Source organism: Caulobacter segnis, assembly GCF_029543125.1.
Classification (GTDB): Bacteria; Pseudomonadota; Alphaproteobacteria; order Caulobacterales; family Caulobacteraceae; genus Caulobacter; species Caulobacter segnis_D.
The window spans coordinates 175277-187579 of record NZ_JARQWW010000001.1 but is presented as its reverse complement, the minus strand read 5'-3'; the positions used below and the strand labels follow the sequence as shown (position 1 = coordinate 187579).

The 12303-nt window shown below is 67.8% G+C and carries 12 protein-coding genes; 3 read left to right on the top strand and 9 right to left on the bottom strand.

What is annotated here, in order from left to right; all coding sequences use genetic code 11:
• Positions 1–3: 3 nt before the first annotated feature.
• The 4 genes from P7B02_RS00970 to P7B02_RS00955 all read right to left on the bottom strand — a co-directional run bounded on the left by P7B02_RS00970 (position 4) and on the right by P7B02_RS00955 (position 3027).
• On the bottom strand, positions 4–936 hold the full coding sequence (locus P7B02_RS00970) for a bifunctional riboflavin kinase/FAD synthetase (protein ID WP_277784427.1): 933 nt from the start codon (positions 934–936) through the stop codon (positions 4–6).
• Positions 937–1359, bottom strand: coding sequence for a MaoC family dehydratase (locus P7B02_RS00965; protein WP_277784426.1), 423 nt, complete (start codon positions 1357–1359; stop codon positions 937–939).
• 67 nt (positions 1360–1426) lie between these two features.
• On the bottom strand, positions 1427–2296 hold the full coding sequence (locus P7B02_RS00960) for a TIGR01459 family HAD-type hydrolase (protein WP_277785156.1): 870 nt from the start codon (positions 2294–2296) through the stop codon (positions 1427–1429).
• Positions 2297–2328: 32 nt separating this feature from the next.
• The gene (locus P7B02_RS00955) at positions 2329–3027 is read right to left on the bottom strand and encodes a 2OG-Fe(II) oxygenase (RefSeq protein WP_431355764.1); all 699 of its coding nucleotides are present in this window, start codon (positions 3025–3027) and stop codon (positions 2329–2331) included.
• Positions 3028–3340: 313 nt separating this feature from the next.
• Here P7B02_RS00955 and P7B02_RS00950 point away from each other — a divergent pair, with 313 nt between their 5' ends.
• Entirely contained in the window at positions 3341–4933 is a 1593-nt protein-coding gene (locus P7B02_RS00950) for an amidohydrolase (protein ID WP_277784425.1), read from the top strand.
• A 53-nt stretch (positions 4934–4986) separates the two neighbouring features.
• Here P7B02_RS00950 and P7B02_RS00945 read toward each other — a convergent pair whose 3' ends face one another.
• From P7B02_RS00945 to P7B02_RS00935, 3 genes are all read right to left on the bottom strand, one after another.
• On the bottom strand, positions 4987–6249 hold the full coding sequence (locus tag P7B02_RS00945) for an EAL domain-containing protein (protein ID WP_277784424.1): 1263 nt from the start codon (positions 6247–6249) through the stop codon (positions 4987–4989).
• A 106-nt stretch (positions 6250–6355) separates the two neighbouring features.
• A complete protein-coding gene (gene ggt / locus P7B02_RS00940; RefSeq protein WP_277784423.1) occupies positions 6356–8128 on the bottom strand; it encodes a gamma-glutamyltransferase in 1773 nt (590 codons plus the stop codon).
• Positions 8129–8205: 77 nt separating this feature from the next.
• Entirely contained in the window at positions 8206–9036 is an 831-nt protein-coding gene (locus P7B02_RS00935; protein ID WP_277784422.1) for an aldo/keto reductase, read from the bottom strand.
• Between the two features lie 82 nt (positions 9037–9118).
• On the opposite strand from P7B02_RS00935, the gene P7B02_RS00930 reads away from it, so the two are divergent.
• On the top strand, positions 9119–9970 hold the full coding sequence (locus tag P7B02_RS00930) for an NAD-dependent epimerase/dehydratase family protein (RefSeq protein ID WP_277784421.1): 852 nt from the start codon (positions 9119–9121) through the stop codon (positions 9968–9970).
• 68 nt (positions 9971–10038) lie between these two features.
• On the opposite strand, the gene P7B02_RS00925 is transcribed toward P7B02_RS00930, so the two are convergent.
• Positions 10039–10575, bottom strand: coding sequence for a carboxymuconolactone decarboxylase family protein (locus P7B02_RS00925; RefSeq protein ID WP_277784420.1), 537 nt, complete (start codon positions 10573–10575; stop codon positions 10039–10041).
• Positions 10576–10669: 94 nt separating this feature from the next.
• Positions 10670–11224: a peroxiredoxin gene (locus tag P7B02_RS00920; protein WP_277784419.1), complete on the bottom strand. Its 555-nt coding sequence runs from the start codon at positions 11222–11224 to the stop codon at positions 10670–10672.
• A gap of 127 nt (positions 11225–11351) precedes the next feature.
• Between P7B02_RS00920 and P7B02_RS00915 the strand changes: the two genes are divergently transcribed.
• A complete protein-coding gene (locus P7B02_RS00915) occupies positions 11352–12254 on the top strand; it encodes a hydrogen peroxide-inducible genes activator (protein WP_277784418.1) in 903 nt (300 codons plus the stop codon).
• The last annotated feature ends 49 nt before the right edge of the window (positions 12255–12303 follow it).

The window sequence follows — 12303 nt, the reverse complement described above, 5'->3', positions numbered from 1 at the left end:
GCTTTACGCCCCCAAAATCCCGCGCGCCTGGCGCTCATCCTCGTGGATCTGCTCGACCATGGCCTCTATGGAGCTGAACTTCTCCTCGGGGCGGAGGAAGGCGATCAGCTGGGTCTCCAGGGTCTGGCCGTAGAGGTCCTCGTCGAAATCGAAGAGCCAGGTCTCCAGACGGGTCTCGACCTCGCCGGTGGTGGGGTTGTTGCCCAGATTGGCGACGCCCGGGACCACGCGCCCATCGGGCAGGCGGGTGCGGGTGGCGTACACGCCGAGCTTGGGGACCACATAGTCCTCCAGCGCCACATTGGCGGTGGGGAAGCCCAGTTGGCGGCCGAGCTGGCGGCCGCGGCGGACGATCCCCTCGATAGCGAAGGGCTGGCCCAGGATGTGGGCGGCCTCTTCCGGACGGCCGGCGCGCAGCGCCTCGCGCACGCCGGTGGAGGAGAACTTGCCGCTCTCCTCGCCCACGGCTTCCTCAACCGACACCGAGAAGCCGAGCTCCTCGCCGTACTGTCGCATCAGGCCGGCGTCGCCGCTGCGGCCGCGACCGAAGGAGATGTCGAAGCCCACGGCCACATGGCGCACGCCGAGGCCGCCCTTCAGCACCTTCTGCGCGAACTCGCGGTCGGACAGGCTGGCCATCTCGAAGTCGAAGGGCAGCAGGTACAGGCGGCGGACGCCCATCGCCTCCAGCGCGCGCGCCTGCTGGTCGTGGGTCATCAGCTTGAAGGCCGGCTCGTTGGGCCGGAACAGGCGGCGCGGGTGCGGGTCGAAGGTGATGACCCCCAGCGGGGCGTCCAGACGCTTGGCCGCTTCGGCGGCGGCGGTGATGACGTGCTGGTGGCCCTGATGGACGCCGTCGAAGTTGCCGAGCGCCACGGAGGCGCCGCGATCCTCGGGGCCCAGGTCTTTCCAGCTATGGATGATGCGCAGGGTCAATCAGGCGCTCCGGCGGGGGACCATGACCACGGCCTCGCCGTCCACCACGGCCTTGCCGCCCACCTTGCAGACGGTGGCGAAGGTGACGCGGGCCTTGGCCTCGTCGATGGCTGTGATCTCAACGCGGGTGACCACCTCGGCGCCGATCTTCACCGGGCGTTTGAAGGACAGTGACTGCGAGATGTAGATCGCGCCCGGCCCCGGCAGGTTCGTGCCGATGGCGGCCGAGATGTAGGCGCCGGACAGCATGCCGTGAGCGATGCGCTCTCCGAACGACGTCTTGGCCGCGAAGTCGGCGTCCAGGTGGACGGGATTGGTGTCGCCGCTGACGTCGGCGAACTTCTGGATGACCGCCTCGGTGACGAGGTTCGTGGTCTCGGCGGACATGCCGACGCTCAGGTCTTCCAGGAAGTAGCTCTTCACCCGCACTCTCCTCGCCGTTCCGGCGTCGTTGTCTTGCGGCGCCGTTGTACCCCGTGACGGGTCGATGTCACCAGACGAGGTCGCCCATGGCGTGCGTGGCGGTGGTCCCCTCGGCGTTGAGCAGGGCCTCCACGGCGGGGGCGTGCAGGCGGCCGTCCGGGCCCATGGCCTTCAGGCCGTGGATGCCCTTGGCGATGAACAGGCAATCCAGCTTCTGGCTTTCGGCGCCCAGGACGTCGGTGATCACGCCGTCGCCGATGCACAGGACGCGGCTGCGGTCGGCAGGGCGCTTCAGCAGGCGCTCGGCTTCGGCCAGGGCCAGGTCATAGATCGGGGCGAAGGGCTTGCCGGCCATCAGCACCTGGCCGCCGAGGCTCTCGTACAGATCGGCCAGGGCGCCGGCGCAGTAGATCAGCTTGTCGCCGCGCTGAACCACCCGGTCGGGGTTGGCGCAGATCAGGGGCAGCTTGCGCTCGGCGGCGATCTGAAGGCGCTCGCGATAGTCCTCGGGCGTCTCGTTCTCGTCGTCGTACAGGCCGGTGAGCGAGATGAAGGCCGCGTCCTCCGCGTCGGCGAAGGCCAGGTTCAGGCCGTCATAGAGCGGGGCGTCGCGCACGGGGCCGACGGTCCAGACTGGGCCGGGCGCGTGCTGGGACAGCAGGGCGCGGGTGGCGTCGCCGGAGGTGACGAAGCCGGCCCAGGCCGCCTGCGGCACGTTCAGCGCCTCCAACTGGGCGACCACGTCGCTGGCCGGGCGCGGGGAGTTGGAGATCAGGACCACCGGGCCGATCTCGGCGTTCCAGCGGGCCAGGGCGGCGCAGGCCTCGGGGAAACTTTCGCGCCCGTTGTGGATCACGCCCCAGACGTCGCAGAGCAGGACGTCGTAGCGATCCTTGAGTTCGGAAAGGCCGGCGGGGAGGAGGGGAGCTGCGCGCATGCCCCGGCGGTAGCGGGGATCAGGCGGTGCGGTCAACTCGCATCATGGAAGATGACCCCCATGGTCCGCCGCCGGCCGGAGCGGATTTCGCTGACGCCATGGCGCAGGATGCGGCGATGGACGCCGCGCGTTCCCTCCGCCGGCCGTTCGCGCACGGCGAAGATGACGCCCTCGCCCTTGAACAGGGGCACGACCTGGGGCGCGGACTGCTGGCGGGGACGCTGCTCCACGAGGACGAACTCGCCGCCCTCGAAATCCACGCCCGGCTCGTCCAGCAGGAAGGCGGCCTGGAGCGGGAAGACATGCTCCCCATAAAGGTCCTGGTGCAGGCAGTTGTAGTCGCCGGCGCCGTAGGTCAGCAGCAGCGGGGTGGGGCGAAGCTGGCCAGCGGCGTGGCAGCGGCCCAGCATCTCGTCCAGGCTCGGCGGGAAGCGGTTGTCGATGCCCAGCCGCTCCGCCCAGCGGTTGGCGATGGCGGACAGGTGCGGATACAGCCCCGCCCGCAGGGTCTGGACCCGGTCGGGCAAGGGATAGCTGAAGTACTTGTACTCCCCGCGCCCGAAGCCGTGGCGGGCCATGACCACCCGGCTGCGGAAGCCGGCGTCCTGCGGATAGAGGCCGGCCAGGGCGGCGCAGTCGGCGTCGTCGAGAACCCGGCCGGTGAGCGCCCAGCCTCGGGCGTCCAGTTCGGCGGCGATGCGCGGCCAGTCGAGGGTGTCGGGGGCGATCATGGGGTGGATATGGCTGGTTCGGAGGAGCCGGGCATTCCGAACCTTGCGGTGCGCTCTACAAATTTCGTCTCCCTAGGCCTTGTGCCTAGGGTCCCTGCGTCCGCTTGCTCAGCGCCCAAACTCCAAGCTCCGAGGCAGCCGATGCAGGGACCCTCGCCACAAGGGCGAGGGAGGCGGAGATAATGGCCCAGACGCACAGTGAACCCTTGCCAGGCTTGGCTTCGCCATGCCCCCATGCGGATGGGGGAGCGGCGCGTACAGACGTCTAGCCTCTTTGGGGGGCTTCGCGCCCGTTGAGCATGGATTTCGAGTGATGATTAAACGGGCCTTGCCCGGCGCGCTGGCCGCGCTGCTGATGACCACGACCGCCGCGTCCGCCTGGGCCGCGTCCCTGCCGGCGCTGAAGAAGGAGGCGGTCGCGAAGGTCGACTCCAAGGCCAAGCTGGCCCAGCAGATGAACGACTCGATTTTCAGCTTCGGTGAGCTGGGCTTCCAGGAGATCGAGACCTCGAAATACATAACCGGCGTGCTGGAGAAGAACGGCTTCACCATCCAGCGCGGGACCTCGGGCCTGCCCACCGGCTGGGTCGCTACCTGGACCAACAAGACCGGCGGGCCGGTCATCGCCCTGGGCTCCGACATCGACGGGATTCCGAAGTCGTCCCAAACTCCGGGTCTGCCCTATCGCAAGCCGCTGGTGGACGGCGCGCCGGGTCACGGCGAGGGCCACAACTCCGGCCAGGCCGTGAACGTGGTCGCCGCCCTGGCGGTGAAGGAGCTGATGGAGCGCGAGGGCATCGCCGGCACCCTGATGCTGTGGCCGGGCGTCGCCGAGGAGCTGGTGGCCAGCAAGGCCTACATGGTCCGCGACGGCGTGTTCAAGAACGTGGACGCGGTGATCTTCACCCACGTGGGCGACAACTTGGCCACCACCTGGGGCAAGGCGTCGGGCACCGGCCTGGTGTCGATCCAGTACACCTTCAAGGGCGAGACGGCGCACTCCGCCGGCAAGCCGTGGCAGGGCAAGTCGGCCCTGGACGCGGTGTCGCTGATGAACGCCGGCTGGGAGTTCCGCCGCGAGCACATCCGCCCCGAGCAGCGTTCGCACTACGTGATCACCGACGGCGGCGACCAGCCCAACGTCGTGCCTGAGAAGGCCACCGTCTGGTATTATTTCCGCGAGCAGGACTTCAAGAAGATCGCCGACCTGAAGGCCATGGGCGACAAGATCGCCGACGGCGCGGCGATGATGACCGACACCACGGTGACCCAGCGCGTGGTCGGCTACGCTGCGCCGCGCCACTTCAACAAGCCGATGGCCGAGGCCGCCTACGCCAATATCCAGGCGGTGGGCCTGCCCAAGTGGGACGCCAATGACCAGGCCTTCGCCAAGGCGGTTCAGGCCAATGTGGGCGCCGACAAGACCGCCGGCCTCGACACCGAGCTGAAGAAGCTGGAGCCCCCGGTGGAGGAGCCCAAGAGCGGCGGCTCCGACGACATCGGCGACGTGGCGTGGGCGGTCCCGACCATCACGGTGAACTACCCGTCGAACATCCCGGGTTTGCCGGGCCACAACTGGCGCAACGGCATCTCCATGGCCACGCCGATCGCCCACAAGGGCGTGGTGGCCGGCTCCAAGGTGGTGGCGATGACGACCCTGGATCTGCTGATGCGGCCGGACCTGCGCGCGGCGGCGAAGGACTACTTCACCAACGTCCAGACCAAGAACGAGAAGTACGCCCCGCTGATCGGCGACGCCAAGCCGCCCATCGAGCTGAACACCGGGATCATGGCCCAGTACCGTGAGGCCATGAAGCCGTTCTACTACGACGAGACCAAGGATCAGACCTATCTGGAGCAGCTCGGCGTCAAGTGGCCGACGCTGGACAAGGGACCGGCGAAGTAGGGCTTGTTAGATCTGGAAATGGAAACGGCCGCTGGAGACAGCGGCCGTTTTACTTAGCGTCCCACCCGGCGGCGCAGGGCTTCGCGGAAGAACTGGGCGGGGGCTTCGGCCTCCGCCAGGACCGCGTCGCGGACCACGCGGGGCTCGCCGAACAGGTTGCCCTGGCCGTAGCCGATGTCGAGGTCGAGCAGATCGACGATCTGACGCTCGCTCTCCACCTTCTCGACGATGACCTCCAGGCCGTAGCGGCGGGTGAGGGCGGCGAAGTCGGCGGCGTGCAGGTCGGGCAGGGAGGCGAGCACCAGGCGGCCGCCTTCCTCCTCCAGCTGGTCGAGCAGCATCTGGGCGCCGACCTTGACGAACTTCACGTCGGCGCGGGCCAGGTCCTGGAAGTCGAGATCCAGGTCGCTGACCTTGTCGATGGAGAAGCGGAAGCCGAGCGCGGCGAGGCGGGCCATATGGCGGGCCTCCACCGGGCCGCGCTGGTCGAAGGCGCTCTGGCCCAGTTCGAAGATCAGCGAGCCGGACAGGTCGCGGTTGGCCGACATGAACTCCAGGAACTGGGAGAAGAAGGCTTCGTCGCCCAGGCTGTTGAGCGAGATGTTGCAGAATATCCCGACCTTGCGGTCGTTGCGCGCCAGACGGCGCACCACCTGCACGCAGCGGAACAGCAGCAGGTTGTCGATGGCGGCGACCAGGCCTTCGGGCTCGGCGACGGCCAGATACTCGGCCGGCATCATCACGCGATTGCCCTCGTCCCGGAGGCGCGAGAAGCTTTCGTAGAAGACCATCTTGCGCTGGGGCAGGCCGACGATGGGCTGCAGGTAGAGGTCGACGCGGTTCTCGGCCAGGGCGTCGCGGACGGCGTCCAGCAGAGCGACCGACTGTTGCGAGCGGGGGCGGGCGGCGTCGTACTGGGCGGCGGCGACTTCCTGGGACAGCTGGGTCTCCAGCTTGTCGCTCATGCGCTGGACCACGTCCTCCAGCATGTGGACTTCGCTGGTCAGTTCTTCGGAGCGGCGCAGGGCGTCGTCGGTGACGGTCTCGACCACCTCGGTCAGTCGGCCGTCGATGCGCTCGACCTGGGTCAGCAGGATGGAATGCGCCTCGCGCAGAGCCTCGACCTCGCCCTCGAGCTGGGCGGCCTCGATCATCCGGCCGATCAGGCCGTGGAAGGCCAGGCACAGGCCAAGGCCGCCGAGGAAGGCGGAAACGCCCGCACCCCAGCCTCCGCCGTTACGCCAAATCGTAAGGGCGACGATCAGGGACAGACAAAGATAGGCGCCGATCAGCAGCGCCAGGGTCAGTTTCCGCATCATCCCGCCAAGGAAACGCCAGTGCGAATCAACCAGCAGTATCGACTGCCGGAGGAGCCGGCGGCAAACGGATAAAGGCCCCGTCCGCCGCGGCATGGCGACTCACTTAGTAAGCGAGCGCGACCCCGTCCTTGCGCATCTCGGTGGCGGCGGCGTAGCGGCCGGGCCAGCGTTCGATGGCCTGGTAGCCGCCGTAGCCGCCCAGGCTGGGCTTGAGGTTCCAGCCGAGGGCGGCCAGGGCCTTCTGCGTCGCCTCGGGCACGCCGGACTCCAGGTTCAGCTCGCCGACGCCCTGCTGGGCCTCGCCCGTGGGTTCGGTGGAGCCGCCATGGTGCCAGCGCGGCGAGTCGCCGGCTTCCTGAACGCCCAGGCCGAAGTCGACCATGTTGCTGATGATCTGGGCCTGGCCCTGGGGCTGCATGTCGCCGCCCATGACGCCGAAGGACAGCCAGGGCTGGCCGTCCTTCATGGCGAAGCCGGGGATGATGGTCTGGAAGGGGCGCTTGCCCGGAGCGTAGATGTTGGGGTGGCCGTCGGTCAGGGCGAACAGCTCGCCCCGGTCCTGGAACATGAAGCCCAGGCCGTCGGGCACCAGGCCCGAGCCCATGCCGCGATAGTTAGACTGGATGATCGAGACCATCATCCCGTCCTTGTCGGCGGTGGTGAAATAGGTGGTGTCGCCCTTGCTCGGCGCCTGGCCCGGATAAACCGGGGTGAGGATCTTGTCCGGGCGGATCAGCTTGGCGCGCTCGGCGGCGTAGTCCTTGGAGATCAGCCATTCGATCGGGGATTTGTAGAAGTCCTGATCGGCGTAGTAGCGGGCGCGGTCCTCATAGGCGAGGCGCTTGGCCTCGACCGCGTGGTGGATGGCGGCGGCCGACTGGAAGCCCATCCCCTTGATGTCCATGGTCTCCATGATGTTGAGCATCTGGAGAGTGGCGAGGCCCTGGGTGTTCTCCGCCAGGGCGTAGACGTCCACGCCGCGATAGCCGGTCTTGTAGACGCTGGTCCACACCGCCTTGTGGTTGGCCAGGTCGGCCTTGGTCATCCAGCCGCCGATGCGCTTGAAATAGCGCTCGATCGTCTCGGCGATCTCGCCCTCATAGAAGGCGCGGCCGCCGCCCTGGGCGATCAGGCGGTAGGTGCGGGCCAGGTCCGGGTTGCGGAACATCTCGCCCTCGACCGGGGTCTTGCCGCTGGCGGCCCAGACCTTGAGGAAGTTCGCGTGCTCCTCGATCTGCGAGGCGGGGTTGGTGAAGCGCTTGTGGCTGCCGGCCAGATAGAAGGCCACGTTCTGGGTGATGGCGTGGCCGTTCTCGGCGTAGTGGATGGCGTCCTCGAACAGCTCGGCCCACTTCAGCTTGCCATAGCGTTCGTGCATGGCGCGCCAGGCGTCGACCGCGCCCGGGACGCTGACGGTGACCGCGCCCCACGAGGGCAGCAGGCCGTCCTTGGCGCGGCTGCGCACCGTCTCCAGCGACAGGCCCTTGGGCGAGCGGCCGGAGCTGTTCAGGCCCATGACCTTCTTGGTCTTCGGGTCCCAAAGCAGGACGTAGCAGTCGCCGCCGATGCCGCAGGCGATGGGCTCCATCAGACCGAGGCAGGCGTTGGCGGCGATGGCGGCGTCGGCGGCCGAGCCACCTTTCTTCAGGACGCTGATCGCCGCCTGGGTGGCCAGGGGGTGAGCCGTGCCGGCCGCGCCGTTGGCGCCCCAGGCCGCCGAGCGCGAGGCGAAGTTGGCGCCGTCGACGCGGTCGCCGCCATGGACGTCGGGCCGCTTGCGGTTGGGATTCGGATCGCCGACGAACTGCGACTGGGCCAGGGCCGGGGCCGCAACAGCGGCTGCGGGCAGGGCGGCGAGGAAGGTGCGGCGACGCATGAACAAGGACCCCCGTATACAAAAACGGCGGCGAGGCTATGCCCGCCGCCGTCCCGTGTCACCATAGGGGGAGAGCCTTATTCCGCATCCCATTTGAACGCCGGGTCCAGCCAGTCGCCGATGCGGCCGTCCGGGGCGGCGAGCGCGTGAATCTTGGCCATTTCGTCGGCGGTCAGGGTGAAGTCGAAGATGTCGAAGTTCTCCTTCGCGCGGCTTTCCTTCTGGGTGCGGGGGATGGCGATGACGCCGTCCTGCTGCACCAGCCAGCGCAGGGTCACCTGACCCGCCGTCTTGCCTTGAGCCTTGGCGATCTCGCCGATCACCGCGTCGTCGGCGATCTTGCCCTGGGCCAGGGGCGACCATGCGGTGAGTGAGGCGCCGACGGCCTGGGTCGCGGCCAGCAAGGTCTTCTGGGCCAAGTAGGGGTGATACTCGACCTGGTTGGTGGCGATAGGCGTGGCGGCCAGGGCGGCGGCCTTCTGCAGTTGGTCGGACGGGAAGTTCGACAGGCCGATGGCGCGGGTCCAGCCCTTGGCCTGGACGTCGTTCAGCGCCTCCATCGTCTCTTCCAGCGCCGGGACGGCCTTCGGCCAGTGCAGCAGCAGCAGGTCCACCTGCTCGACGCCCAGACGCTCCAGGCTTTCCTCGACCGAGGCCTGCAGGTCGCCCTTGGCGAAGCGATCGACCCAGACCTTGGTGGTCAGGAAGATGTCCTTGCGGGCCACCTTCGAGGCGGCGATGGCGGCGCCGACCTCGCGCTCGTTCTTGTAGATCTGGGCGGTGTCGATGTGGCGGTAGCCGATCTCCAGCGCCGCCTCGGTCATGCGCTTGGCCACGTCGCCTTCAAGCTGCCAGGTGCCGAAGCCGAGGGCGGGAATGGCGACATCGCCGGATTTCACGTCGTGCATGGGGGACTCCAGAAGATCGGTGCGACGCATCTAAGTAGGCGAGTGCGCTTCCACCAGCGGCAGGGATGCGTATTAGGACCGCATGACCGCGCTTGCGTCCCCGATTCTCGTCCTTGGCGCGACCAGCCTGATCGGGCGTTTCCTGATCGAGCGGCTGGCGACCGCCGGGCTCGACTATTACGGCCTGAGCCGCGAGGCGCCGGCCGACGACGTGCGCATGATCCGCGGCGACCTGTCGGAGGACGATCTGGCCCAGCGCCTGCCGCCGACCAAGACTGTGTTCAGCCTGTCGCCGATCTGGCTGCTGCCCAAGGCGCTGCCGGCTCTGAAGGCGGCGGGGATGAAGCGCTTGGTGGCGTTCTCGTCCACCAGCCGGTTCACCAAGATCTCTTCCCGCAACGCCGAGGAGCGGGAGGTCGCTCAGGCCCTGGCGGACGCCGAGGCGGAGACCATCGCCTTCTGTGAAGCCAACAAGATCGCCTGGACCATCCTGCGTCCGACCCTGATCTACGCCGAGGGGCGCGACCGCAATGTCAGCCGCCTAGCGGGCCTGATCCGCAAGCTGGGCTTCCTGCCGCTGTCGGGCGAAGGCGGCGGTCTGCGCCAGCCAGTCCATGCCGGCGACCTAGCCCAGGGTGCGGTGGACGCGGCGGCGAGCGCCAAGGCCAAGAACCGCGCCTATGACCTCACCGGCGGCGAGACCCTGACCTATCGAGTGATGGCGCAGCGGGTGTTCGAGGGGCTGGGACGGCGGCCGCTGATCGTCAGCCTGCCGCCGTGGCTGTGGCGCATCGGCCTGACCGTCGCCTCGCCGATCATGCCGGGCGTCACCGCCGGCATGGGCGAGCGGATGGAGGCGGACCTGACCTTCGACAGCAGCGAGGCGGCCCGCGACTTCGGCTGGGCGCCGCGCGACTTCCATCCCTGGTTTTGAACGCAGAAACGCCGCCCGGCGGACCGGACGGCGTTTCCTTGCAATCTCTCTGGGAAGGAGAGGTTGTCTTACGAGGCCAGAGCGGCTTCGGCGGCGACCACGCGGCTGACCGCGTTGACCACGGCGGCGATGCGCAGGGCGGTCTGAATGTTCAGGGCGACGACGCCGTGCTTCTTCAGCTCGGCCTCGTGGCTGTCCAGGCACATGCCGCAGCCGTTGATGGCCGAGACCGCCGTCGACCACAGTTCGAAGTCCACCTTCTCGACGCCAGGATTGGCCAGGATGTTCATCCGCAGCTTGGCCGGGATCGTGCGGTACTCGTGGTTCGAGAGCAGGTGCAGCGACCGGTAATAGACGTTGTTCATGCCCATGATCGCCGAGGCGGCCTTGGCGGCGGTCTTGGCTTCCGGGGTCAGGCCGGCCGCATCGGCGGCGGCTTCGATCGCCTTAACGACAGCCGGGACGCCGATGGCGTGGGCCGAGGCGACGAACGTGCCCCACTTCTGCTGGTCGGTCAGCACCGTCTCGCTGGCGAGCGAGGACAGGTTGAGGCTGAGATCCTTGGCATAGGCGGGCAGCAGATCGCGCAGCGCGTCGAGGGACATCGTCGGCTCCTAAGTCTTGTTGTTCTTGATGGAGTATGGGGGAGGAAGCACCCGTTGGCTGGGGAGAAAACGGGCGCTTCCTGGTCTGACGGCCTTAGGCCGCCAGGGTCTCGCCGCCCACCGCACGGTTGCAGGGGCAGAGTTCGTCGGTCTGCAGGGCGTCGAGGACGCGCAGGGTGTCAGCCGGAGCGCGGCCGACGTTCAGGTTCGTCACATAGACGTGCTGCACGACGTTGTGCGGGTCGACGACGAAGGTGGCGCGCAGGGCGACGCCTTCTTCTTCGTTCAGGACACCCAGGTCGCGGGCGAACTTGCCGCCGTTGTCGGCGAACTGCCAGATCGGCAGGCTCTTCAGATCCGGGTGCTCACGGCGCCAGCCGAGCTTGGAGTGCTCGTTGTCGGTCGAGCCGCCCAGAACGACGGTGTCGCGGTCTTCGAAGTCACGGCCGAGCTTGGCGAATTCGACGATCTCGGTCGGGCAGACGAAGGTGAAGTCCTTCGGGTAGAAGAAGATGACCTTCCACTTGCCGTCGAAGGAGGTCTGATCGATCGTCTCGAACGCGCTTTCGCCGTTCTCTTCGTGGCTGTTGAACTTCGGCTTCACGCCGACGATCTTGAAGTCGGGGAGGGTTTGACCAACGCCCAGCATACAGAGTCTCTCCTAGTTGAAATGGTGTGCGGCGGCGCCGCGCGGACCCTTAGATAGGGAGTCGCTTCGCAAATGCACAATCAATTGTTTTTGTCGAAACGATAAATTTGATCTATAGGTATCGGCCATGCTGCCGACCCTGCGCCAACTTCAGTACCTGACCCTTCTGGCCGAACACGGCTCCTTCAGCCGCGCCGCCGAAGCCGCGCACGTGACGCAGCCGACGCTGTCGGCCGGCGTGCAGGAACTCGAGAAAATACTTGGGGCGCCGGTAGTGGACCGCGCGCGTTCCGGGGTGCTTCTGACCGCCGCCGGACAGGAGGCGCTGCGCCGGGCCAAGGCGATCCTGGCGCAGTCGGAGGATCTGGTTCAGGCCGCGCGCGGAGCGGGCCAGCCCCTGTGCGGGCGGTTCCGTCTGGGGGTGATTCCGACGGTGGCGCCGTTCCTTCTCCCGCGTGCGTTGCCGCACCTGCGAACTGCATACCCGAAGTTGAAGCTGTTCCTCCGCGAGGACCTCACCAACCGTCTGATCGCCAGCCTGAAGGCCGGCGCGCTGGACGCCGCCCTGATCGCCCTGCCGTACGACATGGCGGGGCTGGAGTGGGCGCATGTGGAGGATGACGAACTGCTGGCCGCCGCCCCGGCCAACCACCCCATCGCCTCCCAGAGCCGGGTGGATCTGGGGTCGATCGATCCTTCGGACCTGATCCTTCTTGAGGACGGCCACTGTCTGCGTGACCACGCCCTGGCCGCCTGCGGTATCGAGCTGTCGCGCAACGGGGGTGATGACGACGGAGAGGGGTTCGCCGCCACCTCCCTGCCGACCCTGGTGCAGATGGTCGGATCGGGGCTTGGGGTGTCTTTCCTGCCGGCCATGGCGGTGGAGGCCGGATTGGTCAATCATGCGCCGGTGACCATCCGGCCGCTGATGGCGGACCATCCCAGCCGGGAGATCGTCGTCGCCTGGCGTTCAGGCTCCAGCCGCGCCGTGGAAGGGCGTTTGCTGGCGGAAGCGTTCAAGTCGCGCTGATCGGGAACAGGCAGGCTCCGAAAAGCGCTTCGGCCAAGTTCAGGAGACC